This is a genomic window from Endozoicomonas gorgoniicola (assembly GCF_025562715.2).
Taxonomy (GTDB): domain Bacteria; phylum Pseudomonadota; class Gammaproteobacteria; order Pseudomonadales; family Endozoicomonadaceae; genus Endozoicomonas_A; species Endozoicomonas_A gorgoniicola.
The window spans coordinates 1,588,982-1,611,614 of the sequence record NZ_JAPFCC010000001.1; the positions used below are offsets into that span (position 1 = coordinate 1,588,982).

The 22,633-nt window shown below is 47.5% G+C and carries 26 protein-coding genes; 6 read left to right on the forward strand and 20 right to left on the reverse strand.

Annotated elements, in window-relative coordinates; translation table 11 throughout:
- Nucleotides 1-154: 154 nt before the first annotated feature.
- From NX722_RS07255 to NX722_RS07280, 6 genes are all read right to left on the reverse strand, one after another.
- Nucleotides 155-874: a hypothetical protein gene (locus tag NX722_RS07255; RefSeq protein ID WP_262567405.1), complete on the reverse strand. Its 720-nt coding sequence runs from the start codon at nt 872-874 to the stop codon at nt 155-157.
- A gap of 222 nt (nt 875-1,096) precedes the next feature.
- The gene (locus NX722_RS07260) at nt 1,097-2,512 is read right to left on the reverse strand and encodes an L-serine ammonia-lyase (RefSeq protein WP_262567406.1); all 1,416 of its coding nucleotides are present in this window, start codon (nt 2,510-2,512) and stop codon (nt 1,097-1,099) included.
- 169 nt (nt 2,513-2,681) lie between these two features.
- A complete protein-coding gene (locus tag NX722_RS07265) occupies nt 2,682-3,956 on the reverse strand; it encodes an SLC5/6 family protein (RefSeq protein WP_262567407.1) in 1,275 nt (424 codons plus the stop codon).
- A 291-nt stretch (nt 3,957-4,247) separates the two neighbouring features.
- The gene (locus NX722_RS07270; RefSeq protein WP_262567408.1) at nt 4,248-4,445 is read right to left on the reverse strand and encodes a hypothetical protein; all 198 of its coding nucleotides are present in this window, start codon (nt 4,443-4,445) and stop codon (nt 4,248-4,250) included.
- Between the two features lie 40 nt (nt 4,446-4,485).
- Nucleotides 4,486-4,725, reverse strand: a complete 240-nt coding sequence (locus NX722_RS07275) for an NAD(P)H-binding protein (protein WP_262567409.1) — start codon at nt 4,723-4,725, stop codon at nt 4,486-4,488.
- 19 nt (nt 4,726-4,744) lie between these two features.
- Nucleotides 4,745-5,266: an ester cyclase gene (locus NX722_RS07280; protein ID WP_262567410.1), complete on the reverse strand. Its 522-nt coding sequence runs from the start codon at nt 5,264-5,266 to the stop codon at nt 4,745-4,747.
- A gap of 135 nt (nt 5,267-5,401) precedes the next feature.
- On the opposite strand from NX722_RS07280, the gene NX722_RS07285 reads away from it, so the two are divergent.
- Nucleotides 5,402-5,620 (forward strand): hypothetical protein, encoded by a 219-nt coding sequence (locus tag NX722_RS07285; protein ID WP_262568760.1) that lies wholly within the window; start codon nt 5,402-5,404, stop codon nt 5,618-5,620.
- Complete coding sequence (locus NX722_RS07290; protein WP_262567411.1) at nt 5,617-6,228, forward strand: LysR family transcriptional regulator; 612 nt, start codon at nt 5,617-5,619, stop codon at nt 6,226-6,228. Before NX722_RS07285 ends, NX722_RS07290 begins: the two co-directional genes overlap by 4 nt.
- Before the next feature lie 13 nt (nt 6,229-6,241).
- Here NX722_RS07290 and NX722_RS07295 read toward each other — a convergent pair whose 3' ends face one another.
- Nucleotides 6,242-7,603 (reverse strand): transposase, encoded by a 1,362-nt coding sequence (locus tag NX722_RS07295; protein ID WP_262567286.1) that lies wholly within the window; start codon nt 7,601-7,603, stop codon nt 6,242-6,244.
- A 119-nt stretch (nt 7,604-7,722) separates the two neighbouring features.
- On the opposite strand from NX722_RS07295, the gene NX722_RS07300 reads away from it, so the two are divergent.
- Nucleotides 7,723-8,151: a LysR substrate-binding domain-containing protein gene (locus NX722_RS07300; protein ID WP_407648059.1), complete on the forward strand. Its 429-nt coding sequence runs from the start codon at nt 7,723-7,725 to the stop codon at nt 8,149-8,151.
- Nucleotides 8,152-8,269: 118 nt separating this feature from the next.
- Here NX722_RS07300 and NX722_RS07305 read toward each other — a convergent pair whose 3' ends face one another.
- The 7 genes from NX722_RS07305 to NX722_RS07335 all read right to left on the reverse strand — a co-directional run bounded on the left by NX722_RS07305 (nt 8,270) and on the right by NX722_RS07335 (nt 14,282).
- Entirely contained in the window at nt 8,270-9,133 is an 864-nt protein-coding gene (locus NX722_RS07305; protein WP_262567412.1) for a hypothetical protein, read from the reverse strand.
- Between the two features lie 229 nt (nt 9,134-9,362).
- Nucleotides 9,363-10,613: a tetratricopeptide repeat protein gene (locus NX722_RS07310; RefSeq protein WP_262567413.1), complete on the reverse strand. Its 1,251-nt coding sequence runs from the start codon at nt 10,611-10,613 to the stop codon at nt 9,363-9,365.
- The gene (locus tag NX722_RS07315) at nt 10,597-11,253 is read right to left on the reverse strand and encodes an energy transducer TonB (protein ID WP_262567414.1); all 657 of its coding nucleotides are present in this window, start codon (nt 11,251-11,253) and stop codon (nt 10,597-10,599) included. The genes NX722_RS07310 and NX722_RS07315 overlap by 17 nt, the downstream gene beginning before the upstream one ends.
- Nucleotides 11,222-11,629, reverse strand: coding sequence for an ExbD/TolR family protein (locus NX722_RS07320; protein WP_262567415.1), 408 nt, complete (start codon nt 11,627-11,629; stop codon nt 11,222-11,224). The genes NX722_RS07315 and NX722_RS07320 overlap by 32 nt, the downstream gene beginning before the upstream one ends.
- A complete protein-coding gene (locus NX722_RS07325) occupies nt 11,619-12,146 on the reverse strand; it encodes a MotA/TolQ/ExbB proton channel family protein (RefSeq protein ID WP_262567416.1) in 528 nt (175 codons plus the stop codon). The genes NX722_RS07320 and NX722_RS07325 overlap by 11 nt, the downstream gene beginning before the upstream one ends.
- Complete coding sequence (locus NX722_RS07330) at nt 12,139-13,488, reverse strand: MotA/TolQ/ExbB proton channel family protein (RefSeq protein WP_262567417.1); 1,350 nt, start codon at nt 13,486-13,488, stop codon at nt 12,139-12,141. The genes NX722_RS07325 and NX722_RS07330 overlap by 8 nt, the downstream gene beginning before the upstream one ends.
- 2 nt (nt 13,489-13,490) lie before the next feature.
- Nucleotides 13,491-14,282 (reverse strand): DUF3450 domain-containing protein, encoded by a 792-nt coding sequence (locus NX722_RS07335; protein ID WP_262567418.1) that lies wholly within the window; start codon nt 14,280-14,282, stop codon nt 13,491-13,493.
- A 299-nt stretch (nt 14,283-14,581) separates the two neighbouring features.
- Between NX722_RS07335 and yghU the strand changes: the two genes are divergently transcribed.
- Entirely contained in the window at nt 14,582-15,445 is an 864-nt protein-coding gene (gene yghU / locus NX722_RS07340) for a glutathione-dependent disulfide-bond oxidoreductase (protein ID WP_262567419.1), read from the forward strand.
- Between the two features lie 119 nt (nt 15,446-15,564).
- Here the strand turns inward: yghU and NX722_RS07345 are convergent, their stop codons facing one another.
- Nucleotides 15,565-16,464 (reverse strand): LysR family transcriptional regulator, encoded by a 900-nt coding sequence (locus NX722_RS07345; RefSeq protein ID WP_262567420.1) that lies wholly within the window; start codon nt 16,462-16,464, stop codon nt 15,565-15,567.
- Nucleotides 16,465-16,583: 119 nt separating this feature from the next.
- On the opposite strand from NX722_RS07345, the gene NX722_RS07350 reads away from it, so the two are divergent.
- Nucleotides 16,584-17,702 (forward strand): alkene reductase, encoded by a 1,119-nt coding sequence (locus NX722_RS07350; RefSeq protein WP_262567421.1) that lies wholly within the window; start codon nt 16,584-16,586, stop codon nt 17,700-17,702.
- Here NX722_RS07350 and NX722_RS07355 read toward each other — a convergent pair.
- The 5 genes from NX722_RS07355 to NX722_RS28800 form a co-directional block, all read right to left on the reverse strand.
- A complete protein-coding gene (locus tag NX722_RS07355) occupies nt 17,699-18,028 on the reverse strand; it encodes a hypothetical protein (protein ID WP_262567422.1) in 330 nt (109 codons plus the stop codon). The two genes, NX722_RS07350 and NX722_RS07355, sit on opposite strands and share 4 nt — an antisense overlap.
- A 13-nt stretch (nt 18,029-18,041) precedes the next feature.
- The gene (locus tag NX722_RS07360; RefSeq protein ID WP_262567423.1) at nt 18,042-18,833 is read right to left on the reverse strand and encodes a lipase chaperone; all 792 of its coding nucleotides are present in this window, start codon (nt 18,831-18,833) and stop codon (nt 18,042-18,044) included.
- 174 nt (nt 18,834-19,007) lie between these two features.
- Nucleotides 19,008-19,943, reverse strand: coding sequence for a lipase family alpha/beta hydrolase (locus NX722_RS07365; RefSeq protein ID WP_262567424.1), 936 nt, complete (start codon nt 19,941-19,943; stop codon nt 19,008-19,010).
- A 401-nt stretch (nt 19,944-20,344) separates the two neighbouring features.
- The gene (locus NX722_RS07370) at nt 20,345-20,830 is read right to left on the reverse strand and encodes a GAF domain-containing protein (protein ID WP_262567425.1); all 486 of its coding nucleotides are present in this window, start codon (nt 20,828-20,830) and stop codon (nt 20,345-20,347) included.
- A gap of 195 nt (nt 20,831-21,025) precedes the next feature.
- On the reverse strand, nt 21,026-21,157 hold the full coding sequence (locus NX722_RS28800) for a transposase (RefSeq protein WP_407648060.1): 132 nt from the start codon (nt 21,155-21,157) through the stop codon (nt 21,026-21,028).
- 57 nt (nt 21,158-21,214) lie between these two features.
- Between NX722_RS28800 and NX722_RS07375 the strand changes: the two genes are divergently transcribed.
- Nucleotides 21,215-22,597 carry an RNA-guided endonuclease InsQ/TnpB family protein gene (locus NX722_RS07375; RefSeq protein WP_262567426.1) on the forward strand — a complete coding sequence of 461 codons (1,383 nt, stop codon included), beginning with the start codon at nt 21,215-21,217 and terminating at the stop codon, nt 22,595-22,597.
- Nucleotides 22,598-22,633 lie beyond the last annotated feature (36 nt).

Here is a 22,633-nt window from a genome sequence, read left to right on the forward strand (position 1 = left end):
GCTGTTTTAACAGGTGGTTTCTGGTAAGGGGTCACAGGAAGCGACCAGAGTTAGTGGCTTAACGGTACGTATGAAGCTTTCGCCATGACACGGGGATGAGGCATCGTAAATACTCCGGTTAAAGCCATTCGTCAGGTTATGCGACGGCACGGAATTAAACCACCTCCCACTGACTTTCTCCGTAAAAACTTTCTCCATTAAAACTTGCCGCAACAGCCATGGCCCCCTCCATTCCCCCGGTATAATTCGGGTTAACATAAAGTTTAAGTTGTTCTGAGTGTTGCGAGAGGTTCGGAGAAGGAAGTTCTTTAATGACTCCTACGATTTTTGATGCAGAAACAGGGTACGTAATGACCACATCAAAAATCTTTTTGGTAATGGGGAATCCATCGAACGCTCGACTGTTAAGGTTCTTGTATTCTGGCGACCATGATGGTGTCTTATGAACAATGCCTCCTAGCTCCCTGATATCTATTAAAAACGTGTGGTTCCTCCAAGAGGGGTAGAGGTAGCGAGCTTGATAATAGCATATATAAGTGTAAAAATTTGGCGTATTTAACAGATTTAAGGGAGTAGATACATCCGTTAACACATGGCCAGACTTTGCGTAAGACTGGTACCTGCGAACAATATATACTCCGGTCTCAAGATTGCACTTTATTGGAAAAATACCATTTTCGAACATAAAAGTAATATCATCTGCATCCACACACCTGTAGACATAACCGAAAAATCGAGGTTCAACTCTCCGGAAACTGGGTGCACAACGCGAGCCCGGTATTCTGGTTGTATCCTGAAAAAACAGGCTTTTGGTCAAAAGCAGCATGTTGCTTTCTTCATAAATATCTTCTGTTTTTACCGGGGGAAAAGGCATCGTAACTACTCCGGTTAAAGCCATTCGTCAGGTTATACGACAGCACTGAATTAATTACGCCCCCAAGGATAGTACATCGTTGCATAGCTGAAACAGGTATAGTCCCTATTGGGTATTTTGGTAGTTTGGGTTCTTGTGAAGAGATTCGGTGGAGCAGGGTGCAGCTGTTGCGCCCTGCTCAATGCCACTTGGCGCAGGAAAATACTTAACCGTTATGAAGGTTTATGCGATTTTGGAAGAGTGCTCTTTCGCGTAAATCGCCAGCCCGCCCTGGGAAGTTTCACGATACTTAGCCTGCAAGTCCAGACCTGTGCGATACATGGTTTCTACACAGCTATCCAGAGATACCGCATGGTTGCCGTCACCGCGCATGGCCAGGCGAGAAGCCGTGATGGCTTTAATGGCCGCCATACCGTTCCGCTCAATGCATGGAATCTGAACCAGCCCGGCAATAGGGTCACAGGTCATGCCAAGGTGATGTTCCATGCCAATTTCTGCGGCGTTTTCAACCTGGTCAATTGTGCCACCCTGAACCGCAACCAGCGCAGCGGCTGCCATGGAGCAGGCTGAACCTACCTCTGCCTGGCAACCGGCTTCGGCACCGGAAATGGTGGCATTCATTTTGATAATGGCACCGATAGCGGCAGCCGTTGCCAGAAATTCCCGGATACCTTTCTGATTGCCACGGGAGATAAAACGGGAGTAATAGGCAATAGTGGCAGGAATAACGCCAGCTGCGCCATTGGTTGGTGCGGTTACCACACGACCACCGCAGGCATTTTCTTCGTTGACCGACATGGCAAACAGAGTCACCCAGTCCATAATGGCAAAGTGGTCACTCAGCATGGCTTCCGGGTTAGCCGTCAGGGTTTTGTGTAAATCAAACGCACGACGTTTAATACCAGACATTGGCAGTCGACCTTCCATACGCAGACCACGGTCGATGCAGTTGCGCATAACATCCCATATAGCATCAATTTTTTCGTTAACGCTATTGATGTCACCGTTGTGGCGGGCTTTTTCGTTTTCGATCACCAGCTCGGCAATGCTCATATCGTTGGCTTTGCACAGTTTGATGAGTTCAGATGCGTTACGGAACGGGTAAGGAACGCTGGCTTCCTGTGCTTCAGACTGGTCATCACTGTCAGAGGCTGCAGCCTTGTTGAGACTATCCGCGCAGACAATGAAACCACCGCCGATGGACAGATAGGTTTTGTAGTAAACGACAATGCCATGTTCATCCGCAGCAAAGATACGCATGGCGTTAGGATGTTCAGGCAGCGTTTCTCCATTGTGGAAAATCAGCTGGGTGTCGTAATCAAAATCAATTTCGTGTTCGCCCGCCAGTTTGATCTTTTTGCTGCTTTTGATGGTTTCGAAGGCCTGATCCGCTTCATCCGGATCAACGGCGTCTGGCTGGTAGCCCGCCAGACCCAACAGGGACGCTTTATCGGTGCTGTGTCCAACCCCTGTTAATGCCAGAGAGCCGTAAAGGCCGACGCTTACGGATGCAATGCTGCCCAGAATGCCTTTTTCCTTCAGTTCATTCAGGAATCGATGTCCGGCCCACATTGGACCTACGGTGTGAGAGCTCGATGGGCCGATTCCGATTTTGAAAATGTCAAAAATACTAAGCATGCCGTCTCTGTTGTGATGTTGGGGTTGTATGGAAATGTAAGGATTTCTTGCGAAAGATTCTACCAGCGAATGTCAGTTAGAAAAATCACGGGGGAAGGTGGTCTTCCCCCGGCTTTCCGTAGCATTGAACGCTGTTTATAAGTGGCAGTGCTGCCGGAGTTTTATTGTCTTACAGGATGAAGTTGGCGGTAATGAAGCCAAGGATTGCAATGATCCCCATGCACAGAGTAAACAGGTTGATTTTGGCATCGTATTTACGCATCGCTGGTACTTTTTTCATGGCGTATACCGGCAGGATGAACAGGATCATCGCCAGGATAGGTGCTACCAGTGCTTCGATCATGCCCATCACGGACACGTTCATGTAAGCCACTGCCCAGACAGACAGGATGATGAAGGCGATGATGCCCATGTCAACTTTTTTCATGTTGACCGCTTTGCCTTCGCGCTTGGCCTTGTTCACGATCATGCCCTGCAAGCCTTCGCGGGTACCCATGTAGTGACCAAAGAAGGAAGAGGAGATAGCAACAATGGCAACGATCTGAGCCATCCAGGCGAACAGCATGTTATCAGTACGTTGTGCGAATACAGACATGATCGGCAGGTTAGCTGCTTTAGCTTCAAGCAGTTCTGCCGGAGACAGGGTCAGTACACAGCTGTAGACAAAGAACATGGTGAAGCCAACCAGCATCATGGTGGTGTGCTTCAGTGTACGGCTGGCGTGAGCTTCGGCGTCGTTACCCAGTTCTTTACGGTACGCCGATGCAAAAGAGGACACCGCAGGCGAGTGGTTGAACGCGAATACCAGTACCGGAATGGTCAGGAATACAGTGGTCATAAAGCCGCTGAAGGTCACTGGTGCATCAAACTGGGACATGTTCCACTGTGGAATCAGGTAAACAGAAGTGCCAAACAGAACCAGGATCAGTGGGTAAACCAGAGCATTGGTCACTTTCAGAACAAATTTCTGACCGGTCACCATAATGCCTACCAGGGCGGCTACCAGCACAAAGCTCAGGATGGCACGGTTTGGCTCAGCCATGCCCAGCTGGTTAACCATCAGGGAGGAAACCGTGTTGGTAATACCAATGCCGTAGATCAGCAGAATAGGGTAGATGGACGCGAAGTAACCCAGGGTAATCAGGGAGCCGGCTTTAGGGCCAAAGTGTTCGGTAACCGTCTGGGTAATGTCGGCATCAGGTTTTTTTGAGGAGAGGCACAGACGGGTCAGACCACGGTGAGCCAGAAAGGTCATTGGGGCAATAATCAGGGTCATCAGGATCAATGGCCAGATACCACCCAGACCGGCATTGATCGGCAGGAACAATACACCGGCACCAATTGCGGTGCCGAACAGTGCCAGCATCCACTCTGTATCACGTTTGCTGGCGGCTTTATCCCCGGTACCAGCCATAGGCTGGGTCATTACTTCTGCGTGTGCCATGTGCTCTTATCTCCTCCGCATAAACAGGAATCAGGAGCGGTTAATAGGTAAATTAATTGCTGCGAACTGTACAGAATTCGTTAGTTGAATGTATTGATGGAGATTAGGGTGATTCGTCTTTGATCTGTGTTATGATCTGCAGCAGTTTAAATCTGTTCTTTTTTTTGCGGAACTTACCTAGTCTGCTGGTTTTTTGTTTCGAGCTCCTGCCTGTTTCTTTCGTGTCGTGGCGTGGTGTTTGCGCTATTGAATGTCTTGATTCAAATATTCCAAATTGGCATTCAAAAAAATTCATCCTTTTTTTGTCAGCTGAACTATAAAAGTTTTGTAAAGATTGAAAGGTGGCGGGCAGTTTTTTAGCCCGAATGTTTCATAAGCGATCAATAAGCTCCGGAAAAACCATTCCATTCTGCCTTCACCCGAAGAAGATAAGACAATACCATCATGCTCTAAAGGCCCTACTGCAAACCCTGAAGTAAAGTTCTCCATAAAGAAATTTGGCCTGATGATCGTGTAATTAAAGCCTTCATCAATCAGTTTTAGCTCTAGCTTTCTTAGTGGGGCTTGTAGCACAGCAGGCTTCTACCGATTTCAGAGCAGAGTCATGACTTGCTTCATTATCGCAATCAAACTCGACATAAGTTACTCCATCGAGTTGATTTACTTTTGATGGAGCTCTGACAGCACCCGTTACGTTATGTTTTTCTGACAACTGTTTTGAGATCTCAGTACCAAGACTTCCACTGGCAGCGGTTACTAGAATATTCATTGACAAACTCTCTTTCAAGTTATTTACCTAACGCACCCACTTGACCTAAATAAGATATCCAGTCTTCTAAATGGTAGGTTTCAGTGACCATGCCTTGCTTATTGAACTTATGAACATCAATGGCTTTAATCGAAAATGTCTTATTTGTTGCGGGTACACCGAGTAACGGTCCAGTATGTTTTGCTGTCATAGTAGAACGAACGACTATCGTATTACCTTCTTCGACCATTTCTTCTATCTTCCAGTCAACATCAGAGATAGCTCCATGTACCAAAGGTATAAACTTTTTGAATCCATCTCTCCCTTGATCCTGACCCGGATTAGGATCATGTGTAACCCAATCCTTAACAATGATATTGTCTAATTTTTCTACTTGCCCTTTACCAAAAGCATCATAAAAATTAAGCAGACGTTCTTTACGCATTTCATCAGCCAAAGCTGACATCGAAGTCAATACTGTTGTAACTAATAAACCTGCAGTTAATAATTTTTTCACTTTGTTACCTATTTGTGTGTGCCAGTCAAATTGTGTATTAATCATACCGTTCGTATAATATCTTGACTATTACCCTTGGTCTTATGTCATTATTAAGCTGTACTTAACAATGATGCGTCTATACCCGTGATCATTGAAGGTGCTTGATTTTTAACAAAAACAGGATCATTCCACGAAACCATGGAAGTAGCGTTATCCCCTAAGAAAAAAGAAGAAGTCGAACAGATGCATGATTCCACCCATGATGGTCGAGTCTTCTCATCCAGGGTAACGCTTATCTCCGCCATCAAAGAATTTCCCGGAGTGACATGGCCAGAAGTTGCAGGCTCGCTGGCATCCAGAGTTACGGATAACTTTCAGTTACTGAAACCTGCATCTTCAAGTTGTACGTGTATATGAAAACATTCTCATTAAATCGACTCAAACAAATTGCGGTGTTTTGTCAAGTAATTGATAACGGCACAATGCGAGCTGCTGCCGAGCATTTAAACATGACTCCCTCGGCTATCAGTCAGCAATTAAACTTATTGGAAAAGGAGTTAGGCATTACACTTATCTATCGCTCAACCAGACGACTTAGCCTATCTGAAGCGGGTGAGCGATATTATCGCCATGGAAAAGAAATGCTTACAGCAGCAGAAGATGCAAATGATGCCATTAGTGAGATAAAAAGCTCACTTGATGGAGAGTTAAGAATATCAGCTCCTGTTGGATTAGCCTCTTTACCTTTAGCTCAGGCTCTTAAAGGGTTACTAATAAAAAACCCGGGACTTAAGTTAACTATTTTGGCAAATGACCATGAAATAAATCTGGTTAGTGAACAAATTGATATTGCTATTCGTATCGGTAAACCATCAGAATCAAGCTTCGTTTTTTATCCAGCAGTTCCCGATGATAACACGTCGATAGTCGTTCAAAATTATTTCATCGTTTCAAAAAATCAACGGCAACCAACACCCTGCACCCTAAGTGCATCACTGAATATACTGTTGCCCCTGAAACCTTGACTACAGCAACATCCTACGAAGTGTTAATTTTAACCCTACCCGGCTTTATACCCTTGTTAATCGCTTCAAATAACTCATCCCACCCTTCAAGAAACCAGGACAGGAAAATACGTGTGATTAACTTCCATAGGTAAGTACGAACACCTTTCGATCGTTCTTTTAAGGCTTTTTGAAACTCCGGGCTGGTCATTTCCTGAATTTGATCAACCATAAATGCCAAAAAGGTCAAATAAGCCAGATTCGTAGCCAGATGGTACTTTCCATGACCATAGTTATGCTCAATGTTGTAGCCTTGGTTTTTCAGGGTATTAAACGTTTGGTTTTCTATATGCCAGCGACACCGTCCTCCTATCATAATTTCTTCAACGGTTTCTTCTGTTAACTCAATATCAGTAACCCAGCACCAAGTATGGCGATTACCTTCTTTATCAGTTTCAACGTAATCAAGAACATTTACATTTTCAGCAAAATCGGATGCATTAAGTGGTACGTTATTGGCGTAGCGGAACCAGTGTTTAGTGCCTTTTTCTTTATTGGTTATCTCATGATAATTGAGGTTACCCTGATCGCACAGCGCATTCATGGCCTCAATAAGCGATTTATGATTCCCGTCTTTGGCAACAATAATGTAATGCCAGCCATAGCTCCTGATCAGCTCAATGGTGGGGTTATCAGCGTAGAGGCCGTCTAGGAGAATCGCTAAATTAAGATGAGGGTGCTCTCGTTTGACGTGTGCCAAATAGCGTTTTATTGCATTTTTTTCACAATCATTTTTGGTGGCACCATCCTGAAGAACGATAGCTTCCGGTGCAAAGGGAATAACTGTTTTTTGCTCTGGGTGAACTATACATCCACCCATTAAGTTGTGGTAATAGGATTCGTTGCGCTTCCCCTTGTTCTTTACACAACATTCATTGCAACGGCATTCTCCGGAATAAAATAGGCCAGTTCCATCAACAGGCATCAGGTAACAGTCTTTTAAATCTCCACACTTGAACTCAAAAGCCTTGAGAAGTTTATTTCGCTGAACCAAAGAGAAGAGTTTTTTGAATGGCTTGCGGAACTCCTCTGGCGCTATTGGATCAAGAATCTCTCTCATATGGGTGTCACAAGGTACTTTTCCGTCTTTCACGTGATACATGGTTTCAAGATTATGGCGAATAACAGGATCGGCCTGATCCGTATCAAACGACAGAAGAGAATCATATTTCTGATGCATCATGGCAAAAGCAGACTTTGCAAAATTAGAAAAAGGAATACCATTGGAACAGTGGTTAGGACGGTAGTCCGGAATGGTATCAAAGCATTTGCAAGCCTGAAGGATAAGGTTTTTGACACAAAGGTGCTTACTGTATTTCTGGAGAGCAGTGGTCATAATTGACTCAACGACGACCGGTACAGGAACTTTTCATTTTAGCCTCTTTAGTCTGCGAAAGCATTTTTTTTGTTCATGCTGCCGGCTTAGTCTTGCAAGGGGCTAAATGATCAGCGGGAATTGCTGTTTTTTATCCTCTTGGTAAAGTCGTTAAACACATTTATGCAAGCCCTGAATATATTCAAAAAGCAGGAAAACCATTAATGCCTGATGATTTAGCTAAACATAGTTGGTTGGGGTTTGTTGGTCATGAAGACTTTTCCACTATTGAACTGATGCATCACATTGAAAATAGTTATTGCTACCAACCACCCTATAGAATGCGTTTCAATGACCTCAACTCTTTAGTTTGCCACGTACAAGAAGGTTTAGGCGTTGCAGTTCTTCCCGATTTGGAAGTTCAACATTTGGTTAAATCAGAGAAATTGATAAAGCTCCTGCCTGAATGGCAATTAAACAGGCTTCCTCTATATGCATTGACAATAGACAGAAAGCAGTCTTATAAGGTACAACGGGTACTGAAAGCACTCAAAGAATTTTTTAGTTAATACCTGAAAAATTATAAAACTTACACGGTTGAGTTGAGGCGACAACTATATTGACCAACACCGTGATGGATGAGCACGTAGCTGTTCTTGTGTAGATTTGGGCATGGCAAGTTCCGGGTTAGAAAAAAGTCCCGGAACGGATTAAACCATCGTTTACAGATATTTCAATTCTTTCCGATCCGGGTGTAACTTCAATCGCAACCACCTTGCCAGAATAAATGAGGTTATACATAACCATGGGTTCCACCTCCTGGCCAAACTGGTACAAGTGCAATAGTTTATTGGCACGCTCGGAACCCATTCGCCTTAATGTTCGGTCGCCAAGGTGATGCACTGTTCCCAAGGGGGGTCTGACCTTCGACAAAACGTCGCCCTCATGGGTTATTCTGGAGATAGCGTCTCCAAGTTGTTGAGGGTAATTTGCCAGCGGACAGGCAAGGTCGAGTGTGGCATCAATCACCCAGGGAGGGTCAGACCGTGGTAGCAGGCTGCTGCTTAAAAAGCTTTCTACATCTTTCAGAAGAAACGATACCGCCCTTTCATCGCCAGTCACCTCACCAATAATGACAAACTCGTGAAGTACTTTCCTGTTCTCCACATTTTCCGGATCAAGAACAATAGCGATATTTACCTGATCCATGTTTTTTGCCCTCAGGGTAAAATAGATAGCGAGTGCGCAGCATTCAGCGGGGTTGCAGGCGCACCCCTGAAAATCAGGGGTCGCAGAAAGAATTGAGAGGTACCGGCCTGTCTCATATTCATTATACTCTTGCTGTCTGCAGAAACTTCGAAATGAGAAGATGAAGTCAGCCGCTTTTTTCACACGGTGATAACCCTCTTGTGCGTGCTTTACTGCGTCGACATTGTCGCTGGCAAAACTCTTCCGACCCGGGCGCTGAATTGAATCCCCCAGTGTTGCATTTTTACTGAGAAAGTTCTGTACGGCCTTATTCATAGCATTGGCAACAAAGCTGTTATTCATTCGAGAAGTCCCCTGAAAAATAAGAGCTTCCAGTACATTCAATATGCCTACTTTTAAAAAAAAGCATATTTCAACTGACATTGGACAATATAGTTGCTGATCGATGGCGTTGCCTGTGCTTAAAACAAGGTACTTGAACGTTGACGTATAAAGCAAAGATGCAAAGGAAAATACTGTACATAACAATCCCCCCCCTATAGCGGTTCTTTGTCAACGATAAAATCAATGGTCAGGAACGGTTCTGTAAATAGCTGATCTGTTGCAGCCATTGTCCGGCGGTACTTTTGTATTGGCTGTTCCGTAACGACTCAAACACGCTACTGGCCATCGAATAGCGCTTTTGTTCATACAGGCTGATGCCCTGAAGCAATCGCCAGTAAGGGTTACCAGGTTCTTTCTCTGCCTGTTGGCCCAACAGCCTGGCCGCTTCCTGCCACTGCCCAAGGCTGTAAGCCAGCTGCCCCTTCAATTTAAGTTCTGAACGCTGTTTGTTTGGCAGCGTGCTGATCAGGTTCAGTGCTTTTTGTCGCTGAAATGAAGTCAGGTACGCCTGAAGCAGGAGTGGTCGCCAGAATTTGCTGGACTCAAGCTGGTCTTGATGACTTTCCAGAATGTGCGCTGCTCGCGCCGGAGCGCCCTGTTGCAGTAAAAGCTGCGCATAGCGTATACGGCCCTGGCTGGATAGCAGGCCTGATTTGTAGGCACTGCCAAGCGTACTGAGTGCCTGCTCCGGTTGCCCCAGTAACTGCCATGTGCTGGCCAGCCTCTCCCAGTAACGAGTTTGTTCCGGATACAGGCTGGTGATCGTTTGCAGCGTTTTGTTTTCTGCTGGCAGGTCTTCTACCTGCTGGTACAGACTCAGTAACAGGAGATACCTTGACTCATTCTGTTCATGAGCAATCGCCTGTTGAGCACTGTCGATAGCCTCCGTGTAGCGTTGCAGCTGATAATAACCGTAGGCTTGCAGGCTCAATGTTTTTGCAAAAGCCGCTGCCGTAATCAGTGTCTGGTTGCTGGTGGCACCATGCTCCGGTTCAGTGACCGGAGCATTATCTTTCAGCAGTGCCTGATTGATGGATGTTGCCAGTGCCAGCCAGGCCCGGGTTTGTTCAGTACTGTAGGCAAAATCCTTCACCTCAAAGGCAATATGCCCACTCAGGCGCAGCAGTTCCAGTCGCTGCTTCTGGTTGAGTGATTGAAAAGACAGTAGCTCTTTCGCCTGCACCAGGGCGCAGCCGGGTTTTGTCAGCTGCATGCAGGCGTCAAGATGAAGGCTTGCGGCCATTATTTTTGCCTGTTCATCATAACGGCGAAGTCGCTGATGAAAGCTTTCGATATCAGGCAGTGTTTCAGCAGGGTGTTCAGCAAGCTGTTTTTGCAGAAACAGGTAATGCTCATACTGTTGTTGCGTTACCGCGAACGCTGCTGAAGATAACCAGTAAAGCAGCAGAGTGGCTGCCAGTTTAATCATCAAGTTCATAGTAAATGGTGATCTTTTGCCATTCGGTCTGGTCGGGTGGGGAAAAGCGCCAGTGCATCACCGCCCGGCGTGCGGACTGGGTAAATACACCCACTGGGTCTTCTGACTGAATTTTGGTCTGTTCAACCAGACCTTCGGTATTGATCGACAGCAGCATGGTTACGTGACCTTCCAGCCCCAGGCTTTTTGCCCTGGCAGGGTAGCGGACTGGTGTCTGGTAAACGGGTTTGGCTGTGACCATATTGACTGCCATGCGACTGCCTGAATACAAACCATCGGGGCTGTAATCCATAGAAAAGGAAGACACCAGTTTATCGGGTTGGTCTGGAGTAAACCTGATGTCTGGCAGAGCAATGTCAGCCACTGCATCCAGTGTTGTAATATTCAGTACACTGGCTGGTGGTGGTGACAGGCTCTGACGTTGCGCTGTCAGCTCCTGAAGCTGCTCTGGCTCGACCTGCTCATCCTGCCGTTCTGGCATTTTATAGGTGACAGACAAATTAATGACCTGATTCGCTTGCCATGAGGTGTCTGATTGCGTCAACAGCTGGATAAACAACAGCAGTCCAAGGTTGATCAGCAGTGCCAGTAATACGGCCAGTGCGGTTTCAGCCCATTTTTTCGGTAGCCACAGCAACATTGTCAATGCCTGCCAGTCGAAGTTTGTCAATAACAGCAATCAAACGACCACTGTCTATTTTCTTGTCGGCCCTGATCAGCGCCGAACTTACTGAAGAACCTGCGGCCTTCTGCTCGGCACGTAGTGCCAGAACCGCAAGGTCGAGATTCTGCCCGTCAATAAAAATCTCACCATTGTGATTGAGAGTAACGATCAGGCTGGACACTGACTGGCTGTCACTGGTGGCGGCCTGAGGTCGTTCAATCTGAATACTTTGCTGAGTCTGAAAGGACGCTGACAGAATAAAAAATATCAACAGAATAAACACCACATCGATCAGTGGCGTCATATCAACTGAAGCCTCCTCCGTCGCAGTGTCCTGATGTTTAAAGCGCATAAGTTTGCTCCTGCAGCTGGTGGAGGTACTGCCGTACCTTCTCTACCCGCCGCTGGCTACGGCGTTGTACATAGTGAGCCAGGTAATAACCGGACAAAGATGTGACCAGTCCGCTCAGGGTGGTTAGCATGGCCGAACTGATACCATTAGACAGTTGTTGCTGGATGCCGACTTCACCACCAAGGTGCTCGAAGCTGATGATGATGCCGTCAACAGTACCCAGCAACCCCAAAAGAGGCAGGATTCTTACCAGCACTTTAATCCAGCTGATGCCCCGGGTCATTCGCTGTTGCAGGCGATGGAGTTCTGACCGACTCAGATACTGCCGGCTCTGTCGTGCATTAACAGACGCTGAAAGTTCGCTGAATGCCGGTTCGAGATGAGCCACTGCCTGTAAGGTATCTTCTCTCTGTCGTAAAAACACGCGCAGAATCAGCCACCACATGAGGGTCGACGTGATTGCGATTGCAACCCCAAAAAAGCCTGTCTTATGGAGAAAGGGCAGGGTTTCATACATGCTCAGGTTTCCGGGAAGTAGCAAGACGGTGCTGTACCAGAAGACCTGCGGCCTGTTGCTCAAGCAGTTCAATCAGTGCGTTGCTTTTGTTTTTCAGGGCGCAGTGCAGCAATAACAAAGGTATGGCAGTCATCAGTCCGAGTTTGGTCGTCAGGAGAGCCTGGGCAATGCCGCCGGACAGCAGCTGACTGTTGGCACTGCCAACCGAGCTGATGACATTAAAGGTTTCGATCATGCCGCCCACCGTACCCAGCAATCCCAGCAAGGGCGGAATGCCTGCCAGCACCGCCAGGGTGCCTAACCCGTAGCGAAGGGGTGGCACTTCTCTCAGAACCGCTTCATCAATGCCGTTCTCCAGGAACTCCGGTTGCATTCGCTGTGCGGCAAGCATGACACGTCCCAGGCTGTTGCCAGCGTGGATTTCAGAAGGGTTCGCTGAGTCCAGAGCCTGTTGCTGTTCCGATACACTGCGCTGCTCTTTATTCAGGGCGATGATTCTAACGAGGGCGATACCAAGACCGATCAGTCCTGTGAGTGCGATTAACAGACCAACCATACCGGCTGGTTTTAGTTTATCCAGCCAGTCCGGCGCATTGGCGTATTGAACAAGCAGGGCACCAAACGACGGGTCTATGATCATGCCCTGTTCTGGTGTGGATAATTCAGGCTGCGGTGTCAGCTCTGCCCAGACTTGCTGTTCTGGCAGAAAGCTGACCCAGACCGGGGTATCGGTATTATCCGGCTGAGCTGAGCTGGTAAAGGGGCCATATCGGGTCACTTGTGCCTGTTGGGGTTTTCCGTGACGGTCGATAATGAGCTCCTGACTTTGATGTATACGACCACTGACAACGATTTGCTGTACCATGGCCTGCCATAGTTGACGGATGTCGTTCAGACCAATGGTTTCTTCACTCAGAGGCTTTGCCCCCGTGGTGTCAAGTGACCAGAGACCATAAGGCCTGACCTGTTCAAATAACACCTGGCTCTGGTCGCTGACATTTTTCAGTAGCTCCTGAAGATCCTGTTTTTCTGCGCCCCACTGTTTCTGCTGCTCTCGCAGTTGTTTTTGCAGGGACAGCAAACGGTCTTCAAGTTCAACGTTTTGATGGTTAATTCGTTCCAGCTCACTTCGGGAAGATTGCAGGCGTTTTTCAGCATTGCCCAGACTGGCATCAAAGTCATCAACCAGTGCCCGGGCCTGAAGAACTTCCTGGTGGCTCCCCTCAAGAACCCGGTTCATTAATGAGTCCAGCGGCGAGTCTGACGCCAAAGCCTGAACGGTTGCGGTCAGCCACAAGAGGGTTGCGACCAGGAGCTTTTGCATAGTTTGTTGGTAAGGCATGATCAGCGGGCTCCTGAGTCAGGTAGAGTCATCAGCGCAGGAATGGATTCCCCTGTGGCAGTGGCAACCGCCTTTTCAAGGCTTTCCGTCCAGTGGCTATCCAGGGCTTGCCAGCCTTTTTCGGGCAGCCAGCGGAATGATTCTCCATCCTGGGTGAGGTAGTAAAAGCCCAGTCGTCCGACTCTCAGAAACGTTACCAGCTGCTGGTTTTCCAGTTGTCCCTGATAACTGCTGACACTGTAGCCATAGCTCAGTTCCACCTGATAGGCATCGAGCAGGCGGGTCATTTTCTCAGCGAGGGAAAGCGTTGGATTCGACAGAGTCACCTTCAGTTGTTGCAGTCGCAAGGCTCGCTCTTCGATGAGGAATGGGGAGTCGGCGTAAATCAGTTGTTCAAGGGTAACAAACATTTCATCCATTAATGGTGCCAGGTGAGTTCGCGTCTGGCGCAGGGTGCCGCGTTGCTTATTGAGAGTGGCAAGAGCCTGCTCCAGCTGGCTGATCTGGCTCTCAAGCTGTTGCTGGTATTTTTTAGCGATACGAGTTTCACGGTTGATTTGCGTATACTCTGCCTGCTTCTGCTGAATCTGCTCATCGATAGCAGCGATGGACATCTGGGCACTTTTGCTGGCGTTTAGTCCTCCCTGATCGGCTTTGTTAATGTCTTTCAGACTGACCGATTGGGCAGCAAAGGGAATGAATAAAAGAAAATAAAGTATAAACACAGGTTTGTGAGTGCGTCTGTTGCAGACAGACATAAAGTGAGTTCGTTTTTTGTAATGTGGTTTCGACATCAGAGAATATGTTGCAAATAATAATGATTCCTATTGGTTTTTAATTCTACGGAACTGGCTACAAAGAACAATTCGGATAACCACTACCGAATGGAGAATGAAGACGCTTCGTGCGGTATTGATAGTCGGTATCAGTCGTATGTGCAGGTCAACTGCTTACATTCATAAGGATATAAGACAGTATTCTTGTAAAAATCGGACGGATTCAAATATATTCAGGCTCCATACTTATAATTAGATGCGACTGCAACCGATCGGATGCCGCAAAGATTTTTTGGGTAAAAGTAAAGGTATTACTAATGCATGAAGAGCAATACATACCACCAAAGATTTGGAAAAACGAAACAGGCAGTGGTAATCAGTGGGCAAACATCAACCAGCCGACTTCAGGCGCAAGGTTTGAAAGAGAGTTACCGGTAGGGGAACATCCTTTTCAGCTTTATTCACTGGCGACCCCTAACGGCCAGAAAGTCACCATTTTATTTGAAGAGTTGCTGGCACTGGGAATCAGAGAAGCCGAGTATGACGCCCACCTGATCCGGATCGGTGAGTCAGATCAGTTTTCATCGGGCTTCGTGGGTGTAAATCCTAATTCAAAAATTCCAGCCCTTATCGACAGGTCAGGGAATAAGCCTGTCAACGTTTTTGAATCCGCTTCAATACTGGTTCACCTGGCCGAGAAGTTCGGTCAGTTCCTGCCTGAAGAGGGCGCTGCAAGAACTCAAACCTTTAACTGGTTGTTCTGGGCTCAGGGATCAGCTCCCTTCCTTGGCGGTGGTTTTGGGCATTTTTATGTTTACGCGGATGAAAAACAAGAATACCCAATCAATCGTTTTGCAATGGAGGCAAAACGTCAGCTGGACGTTTTAGACAGGCAACTGGCTAACAATACCTTTGTGGCGGGTGAAGAATACAGCATTGCTGATATGGCGATCTGGCCCTGGTACGGAAACCTTGTTCTTGGCAGGTTGTACGATGCCGCGGAATTTCTGCAAGTCCACACTTATGAGCATGTTGTACGCTGGGCCAGGCAAATCGAATCCCGTAAGGCAGTCCAGCGTGGGCGAATCGTCAATCGGTCATTTGGTGAAGAATGGGAACAATTACCGGAACGCCATAATGCTGAAGACATTGACAGGGTGTTAGGGGGGACAGAGGTTTAGGATGACCTTTATGGCCTGCAACTGTGTAAACCTCATCGCATTCTACCTCGCCGGCCAGAATTACATCCGGTTGCTTATCACACACGGCTTCTCTGAGTTGACGGGTCACATACTTGTTGTTATCCGTCTTGTGCAAAGGCTCGCTTGAGCAGTTCTAGCACCCATAGGTGCAACGGGTGATAATGAGATCTTGGGTGCCATGCCGCAATGACCTCAAAGTGTGGGGGGCGTACCCGGGTGTTGAGCGGTTTGACTTTGGGGTGGGGTAATAGGCGAGAGGGCAAAAAAGCCACGCAGCCTGTGCTTGCTATTACATCCGGCGCTGCGGCAAAGCTGGGAACGGACATAACGATATTGCGTTTATAGCCCTGCTCGGCAAACCAATCATCTGCCGAGCCTTTAAGATTGGCCCGGGAGGGAGAGATGACCAGTTGTGGTAAAGCGGCGATATCGCTCACACTCAGATTTTGTTGCTGGAGTGGGGAGTCCTTAGCGGCAACGCACACATGGTGCTCTTCAAACAGCAATAAATTGTGGCAGCTTTGCGGTGTGAAGGCAGGAAAGCTGAGCGCCAGGTCTAGCTCGCCTGTGGCCAGCTGGCTGTGCAGGTTATCCCACTCAAAATCCCGCACCAGAATTTTAAGCTCGGGTGCCTGCTCCCGCATGTGCGCGAGCAATGGGGGGAGGACCACTTGTACCGCGTAGTCGTTGGCTGAGATTGTGTATCTTCCCGTGAGCTTTCCCGGTTCAAATTCCTGCGGCGCGATGAGCTCGTCCACTTCTTCGAGGATGTGATTGATTTTACTTTGCAAAGACTCTGCAAATGGGGTGGGTGTCATGCCATTGCTGGTGCGCAAAAACAACCTGTCATTGAATATGTCTCTGAGCTTTCTCACTCTTTCGCTCACCGCTTGCTGCGTCAAACCCATTTGCCCGGCAACGCGAGAAATGTTGCGTTCTTTAAGCAGGGCCTGCATCACTCTGAGTTGTGTCAGGTCCAATCTATCAATACGACTCATATTTGTATCTTTCACAAGCAAGCTTTGTTTTTCATTGTATCAGTATGGGTATAGGTTTAGCGCAAATCTTTTACGTCGCGTTGAAAGCGATAGTACCGACCTATTAACAGGAAAAAACAATGCAACACAGTACTCTATTTAGTCCGCTTAAGCTCGGACCCTACCAGTTAAAAAACCGTATCGCCTTGCCGCCATTGACGCGCTCTCGCAGCAGCCAGCCCGGTGATATCCCCAATGCTTTGATGGCGCACTACTACGCCCAGCGCACTGGCGCTGGCTTTATGGTTACAGAGGGCACCCAAATTGAGCCAAGAGGCCAGGGTTATGCCTGGACACCGGGCATTTACTCCAAAGCGCAAATTCAGGGCTGGAAGAAAGTCACCCAGGCTGTGCATAACAAAGGAGGTATTATCTTTGCCCAGCTGTGGCATGTGGGAAGGGTATCACATACGAGCTTACAGCCAGATAACGGGGCACCCGTAGCGCCTTCGGCTATCGCTGCCGATGCGGTGAAAGTGTTTGTTGAAACTGGACCCGGAGAAGGTGGATTAGCTGAACCTAGTATGCCCAGGGCGCTGAGTACACAAGAAGTCAAGGAGCTGGTGGCGCTTTATGCACAGGCTGCGCGCAATGCGCTGGAGGCTGGATTTGATGGAGTTGAGTTGCACTGTGCTAATGGCTATCTGGTCAATCAGTTTATTTCTGAGCACACCAATCAGCGCGAGGATGAGTACGGCGGTTCACTGGAAAATAGACTGCGTTTTTTAAAAGAAATTGTTACCGCTGTGGCTGAGGTCGTTGGCCCCCAGCGCATGGGCGTGCGCTTTGCCCCTTTATTTGAAAGTACCAATGAAGACAGAGTGTACCTGGGTTTAGTGGAAAGCGACCCTCACCACACCTATCTAGAGGCCATTCGCGTCTTACAACAGGCGGGAATCGCTTACTTATCCCTGGCGGAAGCCGATTGGGAGCAAGCGCCGGATTTACCCCAGGACTTCTATAACGATGTGCGCCAGGCGTTTAGTGGCCGCATCATGTACGCCGGTAAATATACCCCGGAAAAAGCCACAAAACTACTGGCCGAAGGCCATGGTGATATGTTCGGTTTTGGACGTCCTTTTATTGCCAATCCGGATTTGCCTCAGCGCATTGCACAGGCATGGCCGCTCAATGAAGTCGATCCTATGACCATGTATGGTGGCACGGAAAAAGGCTATACGGATTACCCTTGCTATTAGATTGTATTATCAGACAATGATTGGGTCTCTTCCGGGCGACTGCCCACACCAATAGAGCCCGGGTATAAGGGGTGATCTTCAGAGAATACCCCTTTGTCTCCTTGGGTGGCTAAGACCCGGCACCGGCTGGGACTCACCAACTCATAGATGTCCCTGCTGGCTTCGCGTTCACTATGACCTGATAGCAGGGCAAACTTAAGCAGTTGGGAACCCCATCTACCCCTATTTCCTTTTAAATCATCCTGTGTGAGCTTCATAGGCAACAGGTGTTCGACACTGTTGCCTTTGGGTAGCAAATGAACCGCACCCGAAGCCTTCTTGATCATTAGGGGGATCTAACTAACCTCCTGTGACCATCAGCTCTGGATTTTCAATAAATACTTTTAATCGCTTCTTCTCATACTGGCTAAAACCAGATTCTTCCAGCTCAGCTATTAAAAGGGTTTTCTGTAACTTATCAAGACCCGGATCAGACAAAATACGTTCTTTTTTGACCACAAACGCCTGAACACGCTTCTGCCAGTCGGTTTGATTCTTCCAGGCCTTAATCATTCGCCCTGCTATTTCATCACCAAACTCTGCGGCGAGCAGGTTGTACTGATTGCCCTGGGGCAGTTGCCTGATGCTTCGGCTCCGTATTAGGTCAAGACTGGGCTGCAGCCCCTCTTTTTCTGGTTCTGACAGATTGGCAAAGTGCTGCTCCAGACGCTGTTCTTTCTGTTCGCGGGTAAGTTGACTATTCTGTCTGATCGCCAGTCGGTTCAGGGCGGCTTCATCAAATTGCCGTTCATCGGCAAAAAGAAACTGATACTCCGTGCTACCGAACCAACGCCAGCGAAGTTCATCCAGCAATAATAATCTGCGTTGGGCAGCTTCAACTAAAGACCCCTGAGGAATCGGCGTCTCGGCTTCCAACCTGAGTAGATCATGCTTGTATTGAACATAACGTGAAAATAGATCAGCAGCCTGCTTCTGCCCTAAAACCGTTAACTCTGTCTGTAGCAGATAAGTCTTATAAGCTGTCTCAAGCAGAGCTTTATTTTCAGTTTTCTGCAAGGCAATAAAATGATCAAAATGATCTTTGATGCCTTTATAAAGTATGAAGTCTTTACCTGAGTTTAGTTTTAACATCGCTGCTTCGGACTGAGGCTTAGAGTTCTGTTTCAATCGCTGTTCGATTGGTGTTTCTTTCACTTCAGGCTTTGGCTCCAAAGTATTCTTTTCATTTACATGGCCATTCAACAGCACGCAAATACAGACTACTGGTAATATCAGGCTAAAAACTACTGCATAGCGTTTCAACACTTATAACCCCAGCTTTTTTAGACGGTTAGCATGGGTAATAAAGAGATTGACTGGATCAGTTTCAAACAGGTGTGACAAACCAAATAACTGGTTAACCTCATCCAGATGATTCATGCGGTAATTGCTTTTTATGACATAACCAAGGTGCGAGCTGCAGGAAGACACCAGCCCGTCGTTTTCTTCGCCGAAAACCAGACCTGTAGCCACAAGAAAGGGATCAGATACATCAAAGATGTTGGTGGAAGTTGAGCCTCCACTCCAGGAAAAGTAGTAGACCCCATTACCTGCCAGCATGTCACCATCTTTACCGCAATAGGTGCTCGGTATACCTTCTGGATAACGTTGATTGAACTGAATGGTTTTTTCTGTGGTGAGTGCTTCTGTGGCTGCCAGTATATCGGTTGGCAATTTCGACACACCCGAACCAGATAATAGCTCAATAAGGTTGGCAAGGTTGTTCACGGTTGCGGCTGCAAGCCCCTCAAACGCCGTTCCTTTTTTGATGTGTTTACGAATCAGGTCGGCTACAGAACTACCCCAATTAACACCGCCAACCGAAGAAACTGAGGCAACCTTATCCGGCGATACACTGGCTGCATAGCGAATCGTTGGCCCACCATGACTGTGACCAATCAGGTTAACTTTCTCCGCTCCCGAGTGGGCTAGCACTTCATCAATATAATTCAGAAGCTGCTCACCTCGTACTTCAGTTGAATTGGCAGGAGAAACGGTTGCTGTGTAGACTCTGGCTCCATGAGAACTTAGCTTGCTGGGAATTTTATAGAAGTAATCAACCCACAGAAGTTCATCAAAGCCAAACAGGCCATGAACAAGTACAATTGGATATTGGGTTTTTGCGTAAGAGCTGGCACTGGAAGTTGAAACCTGAAGTGCAAACGAAAGTACGCAGAATAACGTCAGGATATTTCTTTTCATAACTTTCTCTTTGTTATTTTTATCGTAGAAATCGGTGTGATGATAACCAAAAGTACTTACATTGGCTATAACTCCTAACCCGGATAATTTACAAGACAAAGGTCAACCAGAAAGGCGACAGTCCCCGCTTATTGGCGTTTAAAGTGGTTGAGTACAAAGACTGAATCAAGCTGCATTTACCTCGCAGTTATCCATTGAAGAGCCATTGAAGGGGCTTTTGCAGCATATAACAGATATCTTTTACAAGGTCGCTGCCTCGACCGGGATAGCCATCTGCACGAACTCCACCAGAGCAACTACAACTGAAAAAGTGTTCAGGCGTTCTGTTGTTATGAAAAATTGACATCCTCTCTCTGCGATCTGGCAGGGAGAGGATGTCAAATGCACAGATATGCCTTTAATCAGAGGCATTTTTCCAGAATGCGCATAAGCTGCTCAAGGTATTGCTGATCAACCTCGTCAAAGTCATTTAGCTGGTTACTGTCGACATCCAGCACCAGTGCGACTTTACCCTCTTTAAAGGCAGGTAGAACAATCTCTGACTTTGAATCGCTACTGCAGGCGATATGACCAGAAAAGGCTTCAACATCGGGTACCAGAATGGTTTCAGCCCGTTCAAAAGCTGCACCACAAACGCCGCGACCCTTCGGAATTCGAGTACAGGCGATCGGGCCCTGGAATGGCCCTAGCACCAGCATGTCCGGTGTACGGGCAATGTAAAAGCCAACCCAGAAAAAGCCCATCGCCTGACGCAGTGCGGCGGCCACATTCGCCAGATTGGCTGTGACATCATCTTCATAGCTGATTAGCGCTTCGATCTGCGGGATCAGCTCTGCATATTTGTCCTGTTTCGGAGCGGCGGGGTCAAAAAATAACTGTTCGGCCATTGCAGTGTCCTAAAGCTGGTAGCAGAGAATAAAAATCAGCGACACAGCATAGTCAGTGTTGTGGGCAGGAGCAAGCCGGAGTCTTCTCCACTCAACTGCATACATTGATCGAAACACTGGCGCAAACCCGCTTCTTTAGAGGCGGGTCTAGCCAGCGCAAGGCGCTAGCCTTGCTGTGACGATCGTTTAGAAGTCTTAACGAATTTTCTGAAAGTGGCACTCCATTTGCGGGCAGGTTTCTGAAAAGATCTCACGAAGTTGATCGGTCATTTCCCTCGTAAATACGTTCCGGCGATGCTTTGCTGAAAATACCAGTGCTGCCTGAATGGTTTTTAGCGCCTGGCTGCACTAGCATAAAAGGCATTCAACATAACAGGCACTGCAATGCTTCAGGGCATCCGATTAAAAGCCAATCCAACAGACCAGCAAAAGCTGATCCTGTCTCAGTGGATGGGTTGCGCCCGGTTTATCTGGAATGCCAAGTGTGACGAACATCGCTATTACAGCGCCTACGCAAGAAAATATTGCCCTGTCGGGACATTTGCGCCGGTTGACACTAAGGCCGCTCAATTTAAAAGCAGAGAGCTTTCTCCCTGGCTCTATAGCTGTCCCAGCCAGATAATCAGAAATTCAGCTACCCACTGGTATCAGACCTTCCAGAAGCACATGAAAGGGTTGTGCGGCAAACCAAAAAGGAAGCCAAAGACAGACAAGGGCAGCATTTACCTCACAAAAGAATTGTTCCGGTTCGATGTCTGTGAAGACGGCGTAACCCGCTTGTTTATAGGCACAAAGACCAACAATATCGGTTATCTGTCGTTCAAGTCCCACGGTGCATTCAACGAGCCAAAGTCTCTTTACATCAGGAAAGAGATTGGTCGGTACTTCGTTTCTTTCTGCTATGACGATGGATCGGAAGAACCCGCAACAGAAAAGGAACACCTGGAGTACCTGAAAGGCGCTTCTAAAGAATGGCTGGAAGAGTATGTCATTGGCGTGGATCGTGGTGTTGCCATACCAGTGCATACCGGCGTGGAGGCTTACAATTTCACGGAGAATCAGAAAAAGAGCATAGATAAGCGCAAGCGGTACGTTGAAAAACTGCAACGTCGTCTGTCTCGCCAAACCACAGGCTCTAACCGCAGGCAAAAGACAAAAAACCGGATAGCCCGTCAACATAAGAAAGTTGCCAATATCCGGCAGGACTTCTGCCACAAAACCAGTCGGAAGATGGTCGATAGCAAGGTTAAGGTCATCATTTTCGAGGACCTGAAAACCTCGAAGATGACTCGCAAGCCAAAGGCTAAGAAAGACAGAAGCGGCAAATTCATATCCAACAAAGCAAAACAGAAAGCCGGTCTGAACAAAGCCATTCTCAACGTAGGCTGGCACTATCTGGAAACCTACACCCGCTACAAAGCGGCGAAGGCAGGTAAGGCAGTATTCAAAGTACCTGCATATTATACGAGTCAAGAGTGTGCGGAATGCGACTACACTCACCCCGACAACCGTAAGACACAGGCATTGTTTTCTTGCGGTAGCTGCGGACACGTTGACAACGCTGACCGAAACGCCAGCATCGTAACTAAGAAACGAGCAATTAATTTACTTTTAGACTCCGGAACAGAGTTGGTTGGCAAGGGTATTCCTGTGCTGACTAAAGGACGTGGAGCCATTTGTAAGACGGGAAAGTGCAAGCACTCTCCCGCATCTGGCAGCGAAACGTCAAAAAAGAAAAGAACAGTTGCTACTGCGGTAGCTGCTTAGTATTGGAAGCTCGCTCCTTCAGGGGCGAGTAGTTCA